Origin of the sequence: Candidatus Flexicrinis affinis (genome assembly GCA_016716525.1) — a bacterium.
Taxonomy (GTDB): Bacteria; Chloroflexota; Anaerolineae; order Aggregatilineales; family Phototrophicaceae; genus Flexicrinis; species Flexicrinis affinis.
Map to the genome: position 1 here is coordinate 446,575 of JADJWE010000004.1, position 19,453 is coordinate 466,027.

17 protein-coding genes are annotated in these 19,453 nt (G+C 63.6%); 5 read left to right on the forward strand and 12 right to left on the reverse strand.

Annotated elements, in window-relative coordinates; genetic code table 11:
- Positions 1 to 43: 43 nt before the first annotated feature.
- From IPM16_14330 to IPM16_14350, 5 genes are all read right to left on the reverse strand, one after another.
- Entirely contained in the window at positions 44 to 928 is an 885-nt protein-coding gene (locus IPM16_14330; protein ID MBK9124278.1) for a hypothetical protein, read from the reverse strand.
- 94 nt (positions 929 to 1,022) lie between these two features.
- Positions 1,023 to 2,051, reverse strand: a complete 1,029-nt coding sequence (locus tag IPM16_14335) for a hypothetical protein (GenBank protein ID MBK9124279.1) — start codon at positions 2,049 to 2,051, stop codon at positions 1,023 to 1,025.
- Positions 2,052 to 2,238: 187 nt separating this feature from the next.
- On the reverse strand, positions 2,239 to 3,894 hold the full coding sequence (locus tag IPM16_14340; GenBank protein ID MBK9124280.1) for a pentapeptide repeat-containing protein: 1,656 nt from the start codon (positions 3,892 to 3,894) through the stop codon (positions 2,239 to 2,241).
- A gap of 5 nt (positions 3,895 to 3,899) precedes the next feature.
- The gene (locus IPM16_14345) at positions 3,900 to 4,541 is read right to left on the reverse strand and encodes a sigma-70 family RNA polymerase sigma factor (protein ID MBK9124281.1); all 642 of its coding nucleotides are present in this window, start codon (positions 4,539 to 4,541) and stop codon (positions 3,900 to 3,902) included.
- Between the two features lie 91 nt (positions 4,542 to 4,632).
- A complete protein-coding gene (locus tag IPM16_14350; protein ID MBK9124282.1) occupies positions 4,633 to 5,385 on the reverse strand; it encodes an SDR family oxidoreductase in 753 nt (250 codons plus the stop codon).
- Positions 5,386 to 5,683: 298 nt separating this feature from the next.
- On the opposite strand from IPM16_14350, the gene IPM16_14355 reads away from it, so the two are divergent.
- From IPM16_14355 to IPM16_14370, 4 genes are all read left to right on the forward strand, one after another.
- Positions 5,684 to 6,160 (forward strand): hypothetical protein, encoded by a 477-nt coding sequence (locus IPM16_14355; protein MBK9124283.1) that lies wholly within the window; start codon positions 5,684 to 5,686, stop codon positions 6,158 to 6,160.
- Between the two features lie 364 nt (positions 6,161 to 6,524).
- Entirely contained in the window at positions 6,525 to 8,219 is a 1,695-nt protein-coding gene (locus IPM16_14360) for a peptide ABC transporter substrate-binding protein (GenBank protein MBK9124284.1), read from the forward strand.
- 103 nt (positions 8,220 to 8,322) lie between these two features.
- Positions 8,323 to 9,339, forward strand: coding sequence for an ABC transporter permease (locus IPM16_14365; GenBank protein MBK9124285.1), 1,017 nt, complete (start codon positions 8,323 to 8,325; stop codon positions 9,337 to 9,339).
- An 80-nt stretch (positions 9,340 to 9,419) separates the two neighbouring features.
- Positions 9,420 to 10,391 carry an ABC transporter permease gene (locus IPM16_14370; protein MBK9124286.1) on the forward strand — a complete coding sequence of 324 codons (972 nt, stop codon included), beginning with the start codon at positions 9,420 to 9,422 and terminating at the stop codon, positions 10,389 to 10,391.
- 137 nt (positions 10,392 to 10,528) lie between these two features.
- Here IPM16_14370 and IPM16_14375 read toward each other — a convergent pair whose 3' ends face one another.
- From IPM16_14375 to IPM16_14405, 7 genes are all read right to left on the reverse strand, one after another.
- On the reverse strand, positions 10,529 to 11,272 hold the full coding sequence (locus IPM16_14375) for a hypothetical protein (GenBank protein MBK9124287.1): 744 nt from the start codon (positions 11,270 to 11,272) through the stop codon (positions 10,529 to 10,531).
- A 59-nt stretch (positions 11,273 to 11,331) separates the two neighbouring features.
- A complete protein-coding gene (locus tag IPM16_14380; GenBank protein ID MBK9124288.1) occupies positions 11,332 to 12,657 on the reverse strand; it encodes a site-2 protease family protein in 1,326 nt (441 codons plus the stop codon).
- Between the two features lie 10 nt (positions 12,658 to 12,667).
- On the reverse strand, positions 12,668 to 13,711 hold the full coding sequence (locus IPM16_14385) for a hypothetical protein (GenBank protein MBK9124289.1): 1,044 nt from the start codon (positions 13,709 to 13,711) through the stop codon (positions 12,668 to 12,670).
- Positions 13,712 to 13,843: 132 nt separating this feature from the next.
- Complete coding sequence (locus tag IPM16_14390; GenBank protein ID MBK9124290.1) at positions 13,844 to 14,008, reverse strand: pilus assembly protein; 165 nt, start codon at positions 14,006 to 14,008, stop codon at positions 13,844 to 13,846.
- A 129-nt stretch (positions 14,009 to 14,137) separates the two neighbouring features.
- The gene (locus IPM16_14395; GenBank protein ID MBK9124291.1) at positions 14,138 to 14,602 is read right to left on the reverse strand and encodes a hypothetical protein; all 465 of its coding nucleotides are present in this window, start codon (positions 14,600 to 14,602) and stop codon (positions 14,138 to 14,140) included.
- Positions 14,599 to 15,321, reverse strand: coding sequence for a hypothetical protein (locus IPM16_14400; GenBank protein ID MBK9124292.1), 723 nt, complete (start codon positions 15,319 to 15,321; stop codon positions 14,599 to 14,601). Before IPM16_14400 ends, IPM16_14395 begins: the two co-directional genes overlap by 4 nt.
- A 138-nt stretch (positions 15,322 to 15,459) precedes the next feature.
- Positions 15,460 to 16,218: a hypothetical protein gene (locus tag IPM16_14405; GenBank protein MBK9124293.1), complete on the reverse strand. Its 759-nt coding sequence runs from the start codon at positions 16,216 to 16,218 to the stop codon at positions 15,460 to 15,462.
- A gap of 326 nt (positions 16,219 to 16,544) precedes the next feature.
- On the opposite strand from IPM16_14405, the gene IPM16_14410 reads away from it, so the two are divergent.
- Positions 16,545 to 19,136, forward strand: a complete 2,592-nt coding sequence (locus IPM16_14410; GenBank protein ID MBK9124294.1) for a HEAT repeat domain-containing protein — start codon at positions 16,545 to 16,547, stop codon at positions 19,134 to 19,136.
- The last annotated feature ends 317 nt before the right edge of the window (positions 19,137 to 19,453 follow it).

Here is a 19,453-nt window from a genome sequence, read left to right on the forward strand (position 1 = left end):
GGCATGCCGGCTAGAGAGGGGCAGGAGCTGAGGGGGCGATTCTCTACGCGAAGAAGTGCGACTCCGCGATGATCTCCAGCGGCGGGACGAGCGTCGCTTCCACCACCGATTTGCCGGTGCGCTTCATGTACGCCTGCACGGTGTGGTAGCCGAGCGCATAACCGGCGTAGGCCGGAATGCCGATCGGATCGGTGCCGCTGAAGCCGCCGCTGATCGGGTCGCCGAAGATGTATTGGCGCACGGTGTTGAAATCGCTGAGGTCGAAGGCATCGCGGAAGCGCGCTTTCGTCTCGTCCAGACGGCTCATGTCGAACGCCGTGACCCACGGGCCGACCTTGTCCGCGCCGTACAGCTCCGCGCCGAACGACTCGGCCAGCCCCTCGTTGATCATATACGACGCCAGCGACGAGATGATCGCGCCTTGACCGGACAGCCAGCCCACGAACTGGTGGTGCATCTCGTGGGCTGTCGCGGCCTGCACGGCCCTGACGTTCTCGGGCGTCGGCGCACTGTACGTGACCATCACCGAGCCGGGGATCGCGCCGAAGCCGGAATATCCGATGTCGATCCCGCCGTAACTGAACGGCTGTGTGAGCAGCAGCGCGAACGTGATGTCGCCGACGGCGCTCAGGTCGGTGTACTTCTCGAAGGCGGCACGGGCGTCCTCGACCGCCTGCGCCGCCTTGCGCCACGCGTCGTACTCAACCAACGTCGCGAACGGTTTCGCTTGCAGCGCGGCATCGCCGCCGGCGAACTGCTCCGGCGACATGCCCCACTGGGCGAACACTCCGGCCCCGCCGAACCTCTGCGCAAGGCCGGCGAACGGGGCGGCGATTTCGCGCTCGAAGATCGCGGCACGCGTTTCGGCGTCGGGTGCGTCGAACAGCTGTCGATAGGTCGTTTCGATGTCGAGGATGGTGATGTTCATGAGTCCCCTCCGCTGGGTGTCGTGTCGATACGTCCAACGCTACAGCCTGACGTAACGTGAGGCTCAACCCCCAGCGGATGGGGAATGCACCGACCTACTGCGCGGGCAGCGGCATGGCCAGCGGCGCGTCTCGCGTAAGGCCGCCCACGTAATACACCCCGACAAGGTCGAGAAGGACAGTGCCATCGGCCGCTCCGTTCTTGAACTGCACTTTCACTTTCGAGACGTTGGCACTTGCCATCTCGACAGGCACGTTCAGATTGGTATAGGTACCAATAAGCTCACCCACCGTTCGTGACGCTTTGGACGTTGGCGTACCGTCGGAGTAGCTGACTTTCAACGTCGCTTTGAAGTTGAAGCTGGTGCCGGTTGTCTTGAAGTTGGCGTTGAGAAAGATCGTGTGGCCCTTGTGGCCAAGCAGCGAGGTGGTGGGCCAATTGAGGGTTTGCTGGAGCTTGGTAGATTCGGCGGGACCTCCGAAGAACTTGAAGAGGCAGTTTCCGGCCACCGCTTCGCCAGTGCCGCAAACCCGCGCGTCGCCGTTGAGCCCGTTCTTGACGACCCAGGCCGATGAACCCGCCTCGAAGCTGCCATCAACGATGCCTGGATCGTAAGAGCTAGCGGCAATGACCTGGGTCTTCATCTTGTAGACCGAGCCGGGGAGAATGTTATTGAACTCCGACGCGACGCGGATGAAATACGTTGTGCCGGCGGTTATGGACGCCCCTGTGATGGTCGCGTTCCCCATCGTGGACGGCGCGCACGCAACGTCCACTAAGCTCGCGAGCGTTCCGGTATGGATGGACAGGGCCGTATTTGGCCCTGAAAGATAAGGGCGGACATTGATCGTGCTGCCGGATGTCGAGATGGCGATGGTGCCGGTCAGTGGCGATACAAATGAGAACCACACGCTGTGGTAGCTGGGCAGACCGCAGATCGTCTGGTCTTGCGTCTGCGTGGTTGCCAGATGCACATCGGGGGTGGTGTACTTCGCATTGAGCGCAATCGGCAGGGCCGAATTGAAGTTGTCATAAGACGGCGCGGACTGCGCCTGTACGGCAGGGGCGGAGGCGAGTGTAAGCAGCAGGGAGAGGAAGAGTGCGAGAGTAGAACGCCGGGCCATGAGCTGGGTTCCTTTCCGGACTGGCTGTAACGTAATCAGCGCTGTGCGGGATTGCGGCGCATAGTATGGTTATATACCCGTACTCGAATCGGCGGGCGGGATTTTCGCAAGGACAGAGCGAATGCGCTAAGAACAACGCCCCTCATCGGCATCCGATGAGGGGCGTTGTTCTATCCTCTGACGTGAGCTAACCGACGCGGGCACCGAAGCGGCGGAAATCTTCCAAGCTGCTGCACCGCTCGCCGTCGGGCAGGGTGGCGCCGTCGACGTTGGCGCCGCTCAGGACCGTGCCGCGCAGGTTGGCGTCCTCGAACGTCGCGCTGCGCAGGTCGGCGTCGGTAAGGTTGGTGTCGCGCAGGTCGGCGTTAAGGAACACCGCGCGCTCCAGTCCGGCATTGGCGAAGTTGGCGCCAGTGGCGTTCGCGTCCTCGAACGAACTTCCATCCATCGACGCGCCCTGAAAGTTCGCGCCGCTGAGGGATGCACTTTGGAACACGGCGTTGGAAAGCTGCGCGCCTTTGAAATTGGCGCCGGTCGCCTCGGCGTCTTCAAACGACGTGTTGACGAGATTCGCGCCGGACAGGTTGGCGCTGCGCAGTTTGGCGTTCTGGAAGATGCTGTTCGACAGATCGGCGCCGCCGAAGTTGACCGCGGTCGCATCGGCATCTTCGAAGTTCGAGTTGCCGGCCCGCACCGCGCCGAAGTTGGCACTGCGCAGCGCCGCGTCGGTGAAGATTGCGCCGTTGAGCACTGCGTTGCCGAAGTTGGCGTTGTCCAGCGTAGCATCCTCGAAGCTGGCGTATTCGGCGTCGACGTCACCGGCGTTGACGCTGTGCATGACCGCGCTGTCGAAGCTGGCGCGGCTGATGTTTGCGCCGTGCATGTTGGCGCTGTCGAGCACGGCATCGCTGAAGACGGCGTAGCTCAAGTTGGCGTTTTGCAGGACCGCCCCGCGCAGCTTGGCGTCGCGGAAGTTGCCATGGTTGGCGTCGACATCGGACAGGTTCGCGCCGCTCAGGTCGGCGTCCTCGAAGTTGGCGTTAGCCATTTCCTGACCGGACAGGTCGGCGCCGCGCATGCGGGCCTCGCGCATCTGACCGAAGTCGATCGAACTCAACGCGCGGTGGAGGGTTGAGCGCGTCATGTTCATGATCTGCTCTTGCAGGTCGCGGCCCATCGAGCGCAGCTCGCGCGCCCGTTCGCGCATCTCGCGGCGGAACTCCTCAGTCGCGGCGGCCCATTCTTCGCGGTCGAAATCGAAGCTGAACTCGAAATCGTCACCGGCTTCACCACCATCGTCGCCTTTGCGCTTGGCGCGCTCCTCGGCGAAGCGGGCGTCGAGACGGCGCTTGATCTCGGTCGTCTCCGCGCTGCCGTTATCGTCTTCGACTTCGTCGGGCCGTTCGACGCGAATGCTGAAGCCGTGCGGGCGCGGCGGGCGAGCGGGCCGTGGCGGGCGCGGCGGGCGTGGCGGGCGAGCGGGACGTGGGGGCACGGGAGGCACAGGCGGGACGTGCGGGACCGAACTACGCTGCGGGCGCTGCGGGAAGGGAAGCATCGACTCGAGATACGACTCAAGCTGTGTGGCGGCAGTCCCGACGATCGTGACGGCCTTGCGCTCTGCGCCCTCGCCCTCGGTATTCGGGTTGATTTTGAGGGTTTGGATGAAGAAGTCGTCAGGCAGCAGTTCACTGATGCGCCCGTGCAGCGCCTGATATTGACTGACGGTCATGGCGGCGACCCCCTCATACGAGCTGGTCTGGATCGCGCGTTCGGTGGAGCGCTGCAAGGCGCGGACGGCTTGCAGCAGTTGGGCAAGTTGTTGGGTCTGGGCGGGTTCCATGGCGGTTATCCTCCTGCGAGCATCGGCTCTAGGTGTTCATCAACCGGTTGAGGTTGCGAGTCGGCGGAGAGGGCGAGCAGCACGTCCGGCCGGACCATGCCGCGCAAGCTGCGCTTGGCGTGGAACAAACGCGACTTCACGGTTCCGACGCTGGTCTGCATGATCTCGGCAATCTCCCCTTGGCTCATCTCTTCCTCGCAGAACAGGATCAGGGTCTGGCGCTGCAGTTCGGGCAGGCGGTCGATCGCTTCGCGAACTTCCAGCCCGAGCAGCAGCCAATGGGCGATCTCCTCTGGGCCGCTGCCGTCGTCGCGCAGTTCATACGCGACCCGCTCGGCGGCCCCGTCGTCGTCGATCGATACGCCGGGCCGGCGTCCCCACTGCCGCATCACGTCGTAGCACGCGTTGCGCGCCACGCGGAAGACGTAGGGCCGCAGCTTGGCCGGCGGATCGATCTCGCCCAGATGGATGTACAGCGCCAACATCGTCTCTTGCACGACGTCGTCGCAGATCGGATCGTCGCGCAGAAGGCGACGCACGAAGCGGCTGACGTCGGGCTCAAGCGCCAGATACAGCGACTCGAAGGCCTGCGGGTCGCCCGCTTGGGCGGCCATCAGAAGTTCGGTTTGCTCTGGCGACAAGTCCACGCTGTTTCCATCCACCCCTGTTCAACCGGGTCTGATGGGTGATACGCACGGCGGCGCCCAACGGTTCAAAATCCGCGCGCCGGCCGACGCGTTACACGTTGATCAGCCCGCCGTCGATGGCGATCGCCTGCCCGGTGAGGAATTGGGCGCGGTCGCTGAGCAGGAAGCACACCGTCTCGGCCACTTCTTCCGGCTTGCCGAGGCGGCGCATCGGCACCGATTCGAGCGTCTTATCAACCATGCCGGGCCGGATATCCTCGATGGCCGCGACCATCTGCGTGTCGGTGTAGCCGGGGCAGACGGCGTTGACCCGGATGTTGTAGCGCGCGTATTCCGCCGCGGCCGACTTGGTCAGGCCGATCACGCCGTGCTTGCTGGCCGCATACACCGAATTCATCGGGAAGCCGATCAAGCCGGCGACCGACGCCATGTTGACGATTGCGCCGCCGCCTTCGCGCCGCATGTACGGGTACTCGTACTTCATACACAGCCACACGCCCTTGAGGTTGACGGCCATCGTCTGATCCCACTGCTCCTCGGTCAGCATGTGCGTGCGCGAGAGCGTCCCGCCGACACCGGCGTTGTTCAGTGCGCCGTCGAGCATGCCGAAGGTATCCGCCGTGTGCTTCACAAACGCCTCGACCTCGTGGGCCGCCGCGACATCGACCGGCGCGCTGATCGCCTCGGATCCCAGCGCGCGCACCATCTCGGCGGTCTCGTCGACGCCGGCGTGGTTGAGGTCGCACAGGGCGAGTTTGGCGCCGTAACCCGCGGCGGCGAGCGCGGTCGCGCGGCCCAACCCGGCCGCGGCCCCGGTAATCAGGATAACTCTGTTCTCCAGCATGGTCTGACCTTCCGCGTCCGGCATACCCCATGGAAGGCGCTGATTGTATCGTGTCTGTGGCGCGCGGGGTGGCCCGCCTATGCTGCACAGATTGTCAGTTGTTGTTGACAACTCACATAAAGACGGCTTCAATTTATGTTGAAGTGGCACAAAAGACCGTATACTTCATCGCAAGGTTTGTTTTGCAGGTTCTACGAGGGCATCTGCAATTATGGCCGCGCCGTATAGTTCTGTTCAGTCACAGCGTTATTCCATCCACCGCAGCCCGCAGCGTCCTTATACCCGGATCGCGGCATATATGATCGTCAGCGCGCTGATCGCCGTGCTGGTGATCGTCACGGCCGAAGCCGAGGCGCGTTACGTCGAGCGTATGCGCGAAAGCGGCGTCACTACCCCGGGTATCGTGACGGACAAGGGTATGGCGCGTTTGGGCGGCGGATTGCCCGGCTACTGGGTGACCGGCACCTTCCCCGCCGAGACGCTTTCGGGCGGCACCGTCGATCAACCGTTCCGCTTCGACCTCACCGCCGACGACTACGAGCGGATCGCAACCGGTGCGACCATCCCCGTCATCTACGATCCGGACCGGCGTTCGGACCCCAAACGCGCCGAGGAGATCGCCACCATCGATTCGAATCAGCTGCGTGTCGCGGCGTGGATCGGCGGCCTCGTGTATCTGGTGATCGGCGCGGCGTTGAGCGCAGCAGATTGGCGCGTGCGCGCCGTGCGCGAGCGCCGCTGGCGGCGGCAGGTGAGCGCTTTCGGAAGTAGATAGTAATCAGTAACCAGTAGTCAGTCTTCAGGTGTCAGAGCGGGCGGCCAGATTGGTCGCCCGTTGTGATTCGCGGTTGGTAGACCTGACCCCAAACCCGTCTCCCCGCCGGGGTTCAGGGGCTTCTGTGCGAGCGTCGCACGCTCCCACTCGCCAATGCTGAGAGGGGCCGGGAGGGTCAGACCGACACGGGGAACTCATCCCGGATTCATGTCATGTTAGACTCTCGTTTGGTTTTAGGACCATCCTTTGCCGTATTTCCGACTCCGGTGTTATGCTCACGCATGCGTCACGTTGAGCCTGCGTCAAGTTCCGCGGGCTCTCGGCGTGCGCGCACGATGTTCGCCTTTCAACAGGGAGCAGTTGTATGCGAGTCAACATGCGTTTCTTTGTCCTTTTACTGACCCTTGCGGCCCTTATGGTGTCGCTGGGTGCGGTCGCGGCGCAGGAAGGTAAAATCCTGTACACCGGCCGTCAGATGGGGCCGAGCGATATCCCGACCCTCGACCCGTCACAGGCATCGGACGTGCCATCGGTTCAGATCATCGTTGAGATCTTTCCGGAACTCATCCGGCTCAACGAAGAGACGGTGATCACCGAACCGGGTTTGGCGACGTGGACCGTCAGTGACGATGGTCTCGTCTATACGTTCAACATCCAACCGGAAGTGCCGTGGGTAAAGTACAACGCCGACAGCGGTGCGGTCGAGCAGGTCATGGTCGACGGCGCGCCGCGCTATGTGCAGGCTCAGGACTTTGCCTATACGATGGTCCGCACGCTGGACCCGAACGTGGCCTCGGACTACGGCTACGTGCTGGCCCCGTGGGTGGTCGGCGGTTCCGAATTGAACGGTCTCGACAGCGAAGGTGAGACGTACGAAGCCGATCGTCAAGCCGCGATCGATGCACTCGGCATCAACGTTGTCGATGAGTACACCCTCGAAGTCACCGTCACCAAGGCATCGGCCGCGATCGAATCCGTTTTCGCGATGTGGATCACCACCGCGACCCCGGGCTGGCTGATCGACGAACTCGGCGACGTGTGGATCGAGCCGGAAAACATCGTCAGCTACGGGCCGTTTGCGGTGAAGTCGTGGAATCACGGCGCCGACCTGACCCTGATCAAGAACCCGTTCTTCGCCGGCGTGGGCGCCATCCCGGCGGCCAACCTTGACGAGGTTGTCTTCCAGATTCTTGACACGGCCCCGCAGTTCGACGCCTTCCAGGCGGGCACGCTGCAGGTCTCCGAGGTCGACGGTACGGTTATCCCGCGCATTCTGGCCGACCCGGACTTGGCCTCACGTTACAACGTGGCGCCGGGTACGTGCACGTACTACTACGGTGTGAACCAGACCCGCGAGCCGTTCAACGACCCACGCGTCGTGCGCGCCCTCAGCGCCTCGATCGACCGCCAGGCGATCATCGACGCCGTGACTCAGGCCGGCGAGCTCCCGGCGTACATGTTTGTGCTGCCCAGCATGACCGCTGCGCCGAAGCAGGAAGACTATCCGGATCAGCTCGTGACCTACGATCCCGACTACGCCAAGGCCCAACTGCAAGAATACCTTGACGAGAAGGGCATCACGGCGGCCGACATCACCGGCACGCTGCTGCACAACACCAGCGCGCTGCACGCCTCGATCGCGCAGGTTGCTCAGCAGATGTGGTCCGAGACCCTCGGCGTCAACATCCAGATCAGCGCGCAGGAGTTCGGTGTCTACCTCGATCAGCGCCGTGACGCGGACGTGTACCGCGCTGGCTGGTGCTTCGACTATCCGGATTCCAACAACTGGTACTTCGATGTCTTCCACAGCTCGGTGGATCCCGACAACCACTTCAGCAACGCCGAGTACGACGCGTTGGTTGAAGCGGCGGGTGTCGCGGAGACGGTTGAGGAGCGCACAGCGCTGTACGCGCAGGCTGATGCCATTCTGACCAACACGGCGGCGTCGATCATCCCGATCTACTACTATGTGACCGACGACATCACGGCTGACGGTGTCGAACGCACCAACAGCGTGATCGGCCGCGAGTACTACGAGAAGTGGGATCTGGCCGGCTAGAACGGCTGATCGCAACCGATTTACAACGGGGAGAGCCGCCAACGCGGCTCTCCTTCCCTTACAGCGTCAACCTACGCTGTCGTATTCAGGAAGGAACGGTCTCATGGGACGCTTTATCGTCAGACGGCTACTTTGGATGATCGTCGTCTTATTTGCGATCTCTGTGGTGACATTTGCCTTGATGCGTCTCGTCCCGGGCGGCCCATTCAACACCGAACGCGGCATTCCCGAGGCCGTTAAGCGCAACCTTGAGCGCCGCTACAACATGGACGCCCCGATCGTCGAGCAGTATGCCGACTATATGGGCGGGCTGATCTTCCCGCGCATGACCGATGGCGAGTGGAAGCAGTCGCAGCAGGAACACTACTTAATCAACATTGAGACGCCGCTATTCGGTGAAGGGACGGCCATCCGCTGGATGAACTTTGGCCCGTCGCTCAATTCGCCGAACCGTACCGTGACGTCAATCATCGAAGACAGCTTGCCTATTTCATTCCAGCTCGGGGTGGCGGCGCTGCTTATCGCGTTGATCATCGGCATTCCGGTCGGGACGATCGCGGCGCTGCGGCAAAACACCGTCGTCGACTATATGAGCATGGCGATCGCCGTCACCGGGGTGTCGATCCCGTCGATTATTTCAGCGCCGATTCTCAAATATATCTTTGCCGTGCAGCTCAAAGTGCTGCCGCCGAATGGGTGGGGCGGGATCGAATACGTCATCCTGCCGGCGTTTGCGCTCGGCTTTATCCAGTCCGCGCTGATTGCGCGGCTAACGCGCGCCAGCTTGCTGCAAGTGCTGCGTGAGGATTACATTCGCACGGCCCGCGCCAAGGGCCTGAGCGAGCGGGTCGTGATCAGCATCCACGCGCTCAAGAACTCGTTGATTCCGGTTGTGACCGTGATCGGCCCGTTGGCCGCCGCGCTGCTGACCGGGACGTTCGTTGTTGAGACAATTTTCGGCATTCCCGGCCTCGGGCGCTCGTTTGTCGCGTCGATCGGCAACCGCGACTATCCGCTGATTATGGGCACGGTGCTGTTGTATGCGTCGTTCGTGGTGATCGGCAACCTGCTGGTCGATATCGCGTACGCCGCCCTCGACCCGCGCATCCGCTACGACTAGGAGCAATCATGGCTCGCCAAACTCAGACCAGCGAAGGCAACGTGATTCGGTTGGGTGAGCGCGCCCAGGGCGAAAGCCTGATGCGCTCGTCGCTGCGCCGCTTGGCGCAAAACCGAATGGCGGTCTTGGGGTTGATCCTGATTATCCTGTTTCTGTTGGTGGCCCTGTTCGCTGATTTCATCGCCCCGCATGACTACGCAAAGCAGACCTTGACCGCGGCCAACTCTGCCCCGCTGTGGGTGACGCGCGTCTTCCCAAGTATGGTTCCGGTCGGGGAGGAGCGTGGGTTCGTCAAGGTCAACGAGGACTATCCACTGGGTGCTGATCATCTGGGGCGCGACATCTTGAGCCGGCTGATTTACGGCTCTCGGGTGTCGCTGCTGGTGGCGATTGTCGGGCCGATCGTCGCGCTCAGCGTGGGCCTGACGCTAGGCCTGATCTCCGGCTATGTCGGTGGCAGGGTCGACAACGTCATTATGCGCCTGACCGACATCATGTATGCGTTCCCCACGCTGTTGTTCATCATCCTGCTGATGGCGTTTTTCCGGCCTAGTACCGGTCAGCTCGAGCCGGGGACGTTCGCCTATTCGCTCAACCGGTTCGACGCCAGTACCGGCGGCATGTTCTTCATCTTCGTCGGTATCGGCATCACGAGCTGGACGCAGATGGCGCGCCTGACGCGCGGTCAGGTGTTGAGCGTGCGCGAGCAGGAATACGTCGTGGCAGCGCGCGCGTTGGGCGTGAAGGATCGCGCGATCATGCTGCGCCATGTGCTGCCCAACATCCTTGGCCCGATCATTGTGGCGGAGACGCTGACCATCCCGGCGTATGTATCGACTGAAGCGTTTCTCAGCTTCATCGGTCTGGGCGTCAACCCGCCGACGCCGAGCTGGGGCTCGATGATCAGCGAAGGTTCCGCCGTGATCTCGACCTATCCGAGTCAGGCGGTCTTCCCGGCGGTGTTCCTGTTCTTCTTCATCTTCGCGTTCAACTTCCTCGGTGACGGCCTGCGCGACGCGCTCGACCCGCGCATGCGTGGATCGGAGAAGTAATCAACCCTCACCCCTTGGTCCTCTCCCTCAGGGAGAGGGGAACTTTCAGATCGCCTGCGCCGCAGGCCAGTAGGTTGCCCGCTCGTACTGTGGTTCGCGGCGCATTTCGCGAGGGGGGACAGTCATTACCTTGCGTTCTACTGCCGTTCGCGACAGTCGGTATCGAAGCGTAGGAACACGCCGACGTCGCTGATGTTGAACTCGTAGCCGTCCTCGTCATACGTGATGATCGCAACGGCCTCGGCCGGCGCGCCGCGCTCGACAGCCACGTCCCACAACTGTTTGAAGGTACATGTCGGGGCCGGGATCGTCTCGGCCGTCGCTTTGCGCGGGTCGTCCACGTCGCGTTCGAGGCCGAGGTGCTTGTACGTGTAGCTGGTCGATACACCGCCACCTGTTCGCGTGACGGAGCGAATCTGGCCGGGACGCCACGCCGCGATTGTCACCCGTTGTTCGTAGCGATCGTCGGCCGAGCCTCCCGCGCCGACCGGTGGCGCATCTGCTGGGCGCGGTACCGGAATTACGAACTCCAGGTCTACGCGCGGCATGTAGTTCTCGGCGGTCAAGTCGAGCGTGCCGTCGCGCCGGACGTAGTAGGCTTCGATCTCGATCAACCCGACTGTTTCGGCATCGCCCTGCGCATAGGCCGCCAGCTCACCGTAAGTGGCGATCGGGTCAAAGTTGGACGCATCGCCGGGGACTTCGCGCGTATCTTCACCAAACACGTTTACCCCGAGCAGCGGCGCGACCACGAACAAGCCGACTGGTATGATGATCGCCGCTGCGACTACCAGCACGATCACACAGCCCAGCAGGCCCGCGCCTGTCCGGCGCTTGCGAGGCGTATAAATAGCCGCGGCGGAGTCGGTCAAATCCCGCATGTTTCCCCCGTATTCGAGTGTCAGTCAGATGCTATTGACCAGTGTACAGCGATTTGGAATTATCGGCGCAAGCGGCGGAGCAGCACCAACCCGACAGCCACCGCGCCCGACCACGCCGACGGCGAGAAGTCGAACAGGCCGGCCGACTCGCGCACGGTCAGCGGCACCGGCACGAATACCAGCGCAAAGATCACCAGCGTCGCAATGGCGAATAATCGACGGCGCGGGTCGAGCTGCGTCACATTGTCAAGCGGGACGGCGTGCGCGCGCCCGAACAGCACGAGCAGCACGAGGATCAGCAGCATGCCACCGTTGGTAAAGATGGTCAGGGCTGCCAGCAGGGCGATCACCGGCAGATAGAACTGCTTGGCACGCTCGCCGATCAGCGAATACAGCACGTGTCCGCCGTCAAGCTGACCGATCGGCATGAGGTTCAGGCCGGTGACGAACAGCCCCGTCCATCCCGCCCATGCCAGTGAATTGAGATAAACGTCGATGCGTGCGCTCGGCAGCCATTCGCCGAAGATCAGGCGTTTGGAGATGGCATACACCAGCGAATTGCCTTCGATCAGGCCCGGTGCGATCGGCCCGGTCGGCGACGTTGCGAGGCCGATCAGCAGGATCGGGATGGCGAAAACTAGGCCCGCCAACGGACCCGCCGCGCCGATCTCGAACAGCACCTTGCGGTTGCGCATCGGCTCGCGCAGTTGGATGAACGCCCCGAACGTGCCGAACATGCCCCACGGGAACGGCAGGAAGTACGGCAGCGTCACCGCGACGTGCCGCCGTCGTGCGGCGAAGTAGTGGCCGAGTTCATGCGCGCCAAGGATGAGCAGGATGCTCGCCGCGTACGGGATACCGCGCAAGATCTCGCTCCACGGGTCTTGAGCCAGCACCAACGCACGGAACGGGTTCTCGAAGCCGATCTCGTTGATCGCCATCAGCGTGCCGACATAGAGCACGCTGATCAGCGTGGCGATGAACAGGACGACGTTCCAGGTCACGCCGCGCGGTTCGGGCTTGGTGCGTCCGCTAACGATGTAGACGTGCTGCCGCCCGCCAACCTCGCGCATGACTGGAGTCATCTCCAACGGCTTGCAGGTCGCGTCAAGCATCGCGTAGGCGGCCTCGCTCTCGACTGTCAATCGGCCGTCGAAGCGGACGAGCAGCTTAGGCTCGGGCATCATCAGGACGATCGTGCCGCCGCCGGCCTCTCCCGGCCGCAGGGATTCAGGCGTCCGTTCCGCCTCGATTGCCATGACCTGCATGACTGCGACGCGGACAGCGTCCAGCTCCGGGTTGCCGCCGATGATGTGAGCCAGCGACTCATCAGCCGCGGGCTGCGGCCGGCGATCGTGGATGCTCGACGCGGGTTCGTTCAGCATGAAGGCTCCGTTACGACCCGCTTGATGGGGTCAAGATTTGCCACTGGCCGCCGCCCGGGAGCAGTTGTAGGACGGTGCCGTCGCCAGCAGTGACGAAGAAGTCGCTGCGCCCTGCCTGTTCAGCGAGGCGGGTCGGGGCTTCTTGATAGAAGCCGTCGAAGCTGCGCTCAGGGACGGTACCGCTCCCGAGCCGGTTGCGGACACTGTCCACACGCCGCCACACCAACCCAAGCCGTCCAACGGGCTGCACGAAGTTGGTGCCGGCAAATGCGCGGTCGAAGTTCTCGTCGCGTTCGGCGTCGATGCCGGGCCGGTAGGTGTTCTCGTAGCTCGACCATGCCGGGGTGGTGCCGTCGTTGAACAACACGTAGATGCGGTTCTCGGACTCGACGTAGATCATCCGGCCTCGCTCGAAAAGCTGTTCGACGACCACGGTCGGGTCGGCGTCGGAGATCGGGCAACTGTCGGGCGCGGGGGTGAAGAACCACGCGATCGGGCAGGCCAGCGGGATTGTCAGGCGCTGTGATACGGCTTGCGCGCCCTCGCCGATCACCAGCTCGTAGTCGACCTGCACACGTTCGCGCGCGCTCAGTGTGATTGTCTGGCGGCCGAACGGCTCGACGTTGTAGACGAGCGTGCGCTGGCCGGTGCTGTCGAGACGGTAGATGACGGCTTGGGGCACGTTGCGCGTCGACCAAAACAGCGTGAAGTCCCCGCCCGGGTTGGCGACCTGCGGCGAGGCGCGGAAGAACTCGATGTAGGGCGCGTTGGGGTTGGCCGGCCGCGTGACCTGAAGCTGGCCGAGCGGGTCGGGTGTGCGCGTCGGCCCGAGCAGGGACGTGGGCGTTGGCCCGCCGGTGACAGCCGCAGTCGGTGTTTCGGTGGCGGTGGGCGATGCATCGGGCGTGTGTGTGGCTGAAGGTTCGATCGTCGGGGTTGGGCTGGGCCGGTCGGTCGGGATGACCGGAGCGGCGGCAGGCTCGCACGCGGCGAGGCCGGCCAACAGCAGTGCACCAACTGTCAATGTCCTCAGCAGTCCCGCGGCGGTCTTCACCCTGACATGGCCCTTCGTGGTCGGAGCAACCCGGCGATTCTAGCACGGCGCGGCCGGTCGGTCATGTCCGGAAAAACAACGACCCCGCCACTGGGGCGGGGTCGCTGCGTTTGCTGAGGTTCGGATCGGAAACTAGCCGGCGTTCGCGTTGACGAGCGCAGTGTTGATCTGCGCGAACACGTTGGCGACCAACGGCCCAAGGACGGCCAGAACGACGATCACGACTACGGCGACCAGCACGAGGATGAGTGCGTACTCTACCAGGCCCTGGCCCTCTTCACGGGGGTTGTACATCATGATGATTTCTCCTCAGCGGATAAACCTGCGACCATATCGGTCTGTCGCTTCATGCGACTTGTCATCAATGTAGCATCACAACGGCAGAACTGTCAATTGAGATGAAGCATTAACGCTGTATGGATATTGTCAAGAATTCTCAATGCTTTTGTCTTGTGCTTCGAGCGCGGGAATATTCTCAAGGTGAGAGAACAATTGGCCGACGGCTTCGCGAAAAGCGCCCGCTTCTAGCGCGTCGAACGCCCGACTTGTCAAGAAACGATCGTTGACGTTGGCCGCGTAGATCGCCGCCAGGTCGTCGCGATTGTTCAAGTCGAGGATATGCGGATACTCCTGTTCGGCGTGGAAGCGCACGGTCTGCAGCACGGTCTCGATCGACACGCGCCGTCCTTCAACCGAGAGGGTGAGCGCGGTCCGCGCTTTGCCATCAAAGCCGGAAGCGTCGCCTGCTTCTAGCGCCTTGCGCGCCAACTCCGCTGATGTCGCCGCCCACGCCCGCAGCGTGACCAATGGCGATGGCTTTGCCCGCTGACCCGTGATGGTGAGCCGGAGTGCCTCGAAGAACGCGCGGACGACGCGCCAAATCGCGTTCATGGCTGGAGCGCCGTATTGACCGTGAACACCACTTCAGCGAGGTTCTGTTCGCACGTGCCGGGAAACTGCACCAACACGTCTGGCGACTGCGGTGTGCCGGCGTCGTTCTCAAGACGGGCGTAGACGATCTCATCCCGCGCACGCACGGCTGTTTGAACCTCCCAGCCCGTCCGTTCGCCGTAAAACGAGTTGCTGCCGACCGGCACCGTCTCGTCCACACTGTCGCTGAAGACATGCACGCGCAAGTCCGCCGCGACGGCTTCGTTCAGCTCGAGCTGAGCGGCATCGAGGACTCGGCCGCCGACACCCTGCCACGCGCAGCCGAGGCTGTTGGCGAAGTTCTCGCGCAGCACCGGCGGATCTGGAGCGTAATAGACGAACGGGATGACCGTCGATGTTGGTGTCGGCGTGCTGGACGGTGTGAACGTAATCGACGGCGTCAGGGTGGCGCTGGGTTCGGCCGTCTCGGTAGGCCGGCTGGTCGGGGTTGCTGTAGCCGGCGCAGCTGTGAACGTCGGAGGCAGTGTCGGCGGCGGAAGCGGTGTTTCGGTCGGCGTATCAGTCGGGGTCGCGGTGGGCGGATCGGGCACGCGGGTCGGCATCGCGGCGATATCCGATACCGGCGGCGGCGCGACGAGCAGATAGATGACGCCGGTCACGACGGCGAGCGTCGCGATAAAGAACAATACGCTGACGGCATTGAACAGACCGGCGCGCATTGACTCAGATCCGGCCTGCCATCTTCAAGATCACCAGCACGATGACGCCGATCGACATCAGAAAGAACAGCAGCGAGATGAGGTTGTACAACAGCGCGAACGGCGAACGGCGCATCGGACGAGTCCTTTCCAGTGGCTCTAGTAGCCCGTAATGTCGAGCATGCTGACGGCGATTCGTCGCAGCACGTCGCTGTTCATCCGGCTGAAGTTCAACGCGATTTCGATGAAGCCGATGTTCTGCGGGTTGGCGGCGAACTCGCGCAGTTCATCCGGTAGGGCGTTGAAGTGCTTCCACTTCTCGCGCATCGACAGCAGATCGCCCAACTGCGAATACGTCTCGAGGAAGTACGCGATGTTCTTGTCCAGCGCACTCGCAAGCACGGCCAACTCGTGCATCGGCACCGGCTCTTCGCCCAGCTCGTAGGCCAACAGCGTCGAGGCAGGGATAGCCGTTCTATCGGACAGCGAGTCGAGGTCGAGCTTGGCTTCCTCGCGGCTCTGTCGCAGTAGGGCGCCGATCATGTGCGTGCGGATCGTGACGAACGCCTCTTGTGCGCTGATCGGCCGGGTGCGCTCGGTCTCGAGGGTTTTAGTACCCCAGAAGTGACTCACCGGCACGTCGAAGAAGTAGGCGAGCAGTTCGAGCTGCGGCAGGCTGGGCGCGGCGTCGCCGACCTCCCACCCTTCGACCATGATCGGGTCGACGTGCAGGTATTGAGCGACATCGTCGATGCTGCGCTGGGCGCCGAGGCGCGCATCACGCAGCAGCACGCCGAGCATACGCCCACGCAGACGGTAGCTTTCTTCGAAGTCGTACGCCGCGGCGGGCTGATCGGCAGCAGCGGGCGTGTCCTTGCTCTTCTTCAGCCGTGAGGCGATGTCTTGGAAGTCATTCATAGCGGCCCTCGAAAGCGGCATGCCCGGCAAATGCGGGACACCACAGGCGGCCCGTTCCGACGCACGATGCGTATGTGCATTATAGGGTGTGGCGGGATGTGCTGCAAATGAAGACGCCCTTCTGTGCGGCCTCTCACGCCCTTGACCTTCGGTGCTGTCCTGTGGTCGCTTAGGCGGTGCGAAGCGGTGAGGTATTGTGGAAGTCTGAAACACCTGCTTGCGCACGCCTGACCTAGCACGCACACTCTCGATACTCATCACTCCCTTTATGCCCGCCGCGGCGCGTTTCGCGTTATAGTCGTAGTCGAGACCATGCGAGGTGGGCGATGGCGGAAAACTTCAACTGGCGCGACTTTGCCATTGGCGTTGGGGTGGGTTGGGCGACTGCCTATGTGTTGTATGCCATGCGCGACGCGCTCGGCGACGCACGCCGGGGTGTCGGCCAGCGGCTGGAACGCGCGCAGGCGTACGCCACGCTGAGTGCCGAGGGCCGCTTTGTCCGCGAATTTACGCGTGAAGCACGTGCCTCGCACCTTGCCGGCGAACGCATCCCGTTGGAGCGGATCGCCATCGAACCCCGCTTCATCCCGCCCGCCCGCTTTGCCGAGCCGCCCGACGACGACATCCGCCGCGACGTGTTCCGCGTCGTGCCGCGCCTGCCCGATCTGCCGTACCTCGCGCAGCCCTACAATATCGAGACGGTCACGCTTGACGACCTGTACCACGGCCCCGGCGCCTATGCGCTGCTGGGTGCGCCGGGCAGCGGTCGCAGCACCGCGCTGGTGCTGACCGGGCTGGTCGCGCTGGGCGAGATCCGGTTCGCGCCGCCTGAAGACAAGGTGACGGCCCGCCTCCGCGCCGAAGAGGACAGGCTCGACCCGGCGCAGCGTGCCGAATTGCTCAAGCGGCGCCTGACGATCGAGCAGGAGGCCTTCGACCAGCTCGCCAAAGAAACGCGCGATACCGGACTGCGGGCCGGGAGCCGGCGGCAAGCCGACATGGAGCTGGTCCCTTACAACAACAAGTTCCCGGTCTACGTCCATCTGGCCGACGTGCGTCCCGGGCATTTCCGCGGCAAGACCGATCCGGCCGAACCGCTCGTGCGCGGCTTACAGGCGCAGGTGGGCAGCACGACATCCAAGGCGCTGCCGAGGCGGCTGTACCCGCGCATCGAGGCCGGCGGATGCGTTCTGCTGCTCGACGGTTACGACGACTTGACCCCCGACCATCAGGCCGAGATCGCCGCATGGCTACCGGAACTGCTCGCCGCGCATCCCGGCAATCACGTACTGGTCGCCGGGCCGGATCACGGTTATGCGCCGCTGATCGAGGCCGGCTTGGCGCCGCTGTTCATGCGTCCGTGGGATGACAACGACATCGAGACGGCCGTGCAGAAGTGGGCGGAGGCATGGCCTGCCTATCTGGCCGGACCGGGAAAGCGCGCCCGCCCGAACCGCGAAAACACGCCGGACAGCGCGGCGATCAAGGCGGCGTTGAACGGCGCGCGCGGCCTGTCTGCGACGGAGACGACCCTCAAGATTCTCGCCGCGTTCCACGGTGAAACCAGCCGCGCGCCCGGCGTATGGGTCGAGTCGTACCTCGCCAACCTTGCACTGCCCGACGACGTACGGGCTGCGGCCGTACGGGCTGCGCGCGTCGAGATCGAGCGCAACCGCATTACGTCGGACGTGGTCGCCGCGGCCGCTGGCAACGCAGACGCGGCGGGGGATCAGGGCAAGCTGCTGCTCGACCTGTTCCGGCGCGGCTTGCTGGTTGAGATCGGGCGCGGCGAATTCCAGTTCCGGCACCGTGCGGTTGGCGCATATCTCGCTGCACTCTCGCTCAAAGACGTCGACCACGCCCGCCTGCGCGAGATCGCCATCGATCCGCGCTGGGAACTGGCGTTGGGTTATGCCGCCGGCATCCGGCCCGTCGACGCCGCTGCGGCAGCGCGCCTCGAAGCGCCGCCGAACGTACTCGTCAGCACGCTGACCGGCCTGACACGATGGTTGGCGTACCTCGACAGCAAACCGGCATGGCGCGCCAATGTGCTGCGCCAGATCGGCAACCTGTTCGTTCAGCCGGGGCAGTATCCGCTTGTGCGCGAGCGCCTCGCTGCCGCGTTGGCCGCCAGCCGCGACGCCGAAGCGACGTCCATTTTTGAGCGTTCGCTCAAATCCCCCGACTCGGACGTACGGCGCTTGTCCGCATTGGCGTTGGGCGTGCTGCGCTCGAATCAGACCGTTTCGACCCTCGCCGGGTTGGTCAAGGACGTTGATCCGAACGTGCAGCTTGCGGCGACTACCGCCCTTGGCGCGATCGGCAGCGACGACTCGTACGAGGAACTGGCACGCGCATTTGCCTTCGGTACCGAGGATGTCAAGCAAATGGCCGCGGAGACGTTCGCCATTTTGCCCGATGTCGGGTTCGAAACGCTGTATGAAGCCACACGTCACGAGACGCTCGAGTATCGCCGCGCGGCCGTGTTCGGTTTGCGCCGGATGCGTGTCGGCTGGGCGCTGATCGAGCTGTACCGGCTGTTCCTCGAAGACCAGCAGTGGTACGTGCGCCTCGCCGCGCAGGAAGCAATTATCGACTTCCAGACCCATGCTGCCGCCAAAGCCCTCGCGCCGTATCCCGAACCACCGGCGATCAACTGGCTTGGTCAGTGGGCGCGGCAGGTCGGGATCAAGAGCGAAGGCGTCGAGGCCGATGTGCTGGGACGCATGGCGACCATGCCCGACGCTACGATGCAGCCCGTCGCCGTGCAGGCGCTCGGACAGCTCGGCATGCTTGACCGCGCCGGGATGTTGTATCGGGCGCTGCTGGACGGTCAGCCTGCCGTGCGCGATCTGGCGTTCCGCAGCCTCGCCGACATCGGTCTACAGCACGACGCGCCGCTCCCCAGCCCTGTTTGAGAGTGATGAGTGCCGAGTGATGAGGAAGAGAAGTCAGGAGTCAGTCGTCAGGAGTCAGACAAAAACACGGCCTGTTTCGTAGGGACAACCTCACCTCGCGTCGCTGACCCTCACCCCCAGCCCCTCTCCCTCAGGGAGAGGGGAGAACGCCACCTGTGACCCCGCCCATTTCGTAGGGACACGGCACCGCCTTGTCCAGCGCGAAGACTGACCCATAGAGGCCACAAAGAACACAGAGTGTCTGTAGGGGCGACCCGCTGGGTCGTCCCACCGTGCGGTTCACCGGGCCCTGCGCGCCGGACGCGATGGTTTGCCCG

Excerpts from the sequence above, each read along its gene's own strand:
- IPM16_14380 (MBK9124288.1), bottom strand. The coding sequence starts at position 12,657 with ATGCTGAACGAACCCGCGTCGAGCATCCACGATCGCCGGCCGCAGCCC.
- IPM16_14360 (MBK9124284.1), top strand. The coding sequence starts at position 6,525 with ATGCGAGTCAACATGCGTTTCTTTGTCCTTTTACTGACCCTTGCGGCC.
- IPM16_14370 (MBK9124286.1), top strand. The coding sequence starts at position 9,420 with ATGCGCTCGTCGCTGCGCCGCTTGGCGCAAAACCGAATGGCGGTCTTG.
- IPM16_14395 (MBK9124291.1), bottom strand. The coding sequence starts at position 14,602 with ATGAACGCGATTTGGCGCGTCGTCCGCGCGTTCTTCGAGGCACTCCGG.
- IPM16_14330 (MBK9124278.1), bottom strand. The coding sequence starts at position 928 with ATGAACATCACCATCCTCGACATCGAAACGACCTATCGACAGCTGTTC.
- IPM16_14405 (MBK9124293.1), bottom strand. The coding sequence starts at position 16,218 with ATGAATGACTTCCAAGACATCGCCTCACGGCTGAAGAAGAGCAAGGAC.
- IPM16_14335 (MBK9124279.1), bottom strand. The coding sequence starts at position 2,051 with ATGGCCCGGCGTTCTACTCTCGCACTCTTCCTCTCCCTGCTGCTTACA.
- IPM16_14410 (MBK9124294.1), top strand. The coding sequence starts at position 16,545 with ATGGCGGAAAACTTCAACTGGCGCGACTTTGCCATTGGCGTTGGGGTG.
- IPM16_14365 (MBK9124285.1), top strand. The coding sequence starts at position 8,323 with ATGGGACGCTTTATCGTCAGACGGCTACTTTGGATGATCGTCGTCTTA.
- IPM16_14340 (MBK9124280.1), bottom strand. The coding sequence starts at position 3,894 with ATGGAACCCGCCCAGACCCAACAACTTGCCCAACTGCTGCAAGCCGTC.
- IPM16_14400 (MBK9124292.1), bottom strand. The coding sequence starts at position 15,321 with ATGCGCGCCGGTCTGTTCAATGCCGTCAGCGTATTGTTCTTTATCGCG.
- IPM16_14350 (MBK9124282.1), bottom strand. The coding sequence starts at position 5,385 with ATGCTGGAGAACAGAGTTATCCTGATTACCGGGGCCGCGGCCGGGTTG.
- IPM16_14390 (MBK9124290.1), bottom strand. The coding sequence starts at position 14,008 with ATGATGTACAACCCCCGTGAAGAGGGCCAGGGCCTGGTAGAGTACGCA.
- IPM16_14375 (MBK9124287.1), bottom strand. The coding sequence starts at position 11,272 with ATGCGGGATTTGACCGACTCCGCCGCGGCTATTTATACGCCTCGCAAG.
- IPM16_14355 (MBK9124283.1), top strand. The coding sequence starts at position 5,684 with ATGATCGTCAGCGCGCTGATCGCCGTGCTGGTGATCGTCACGGCCGAA.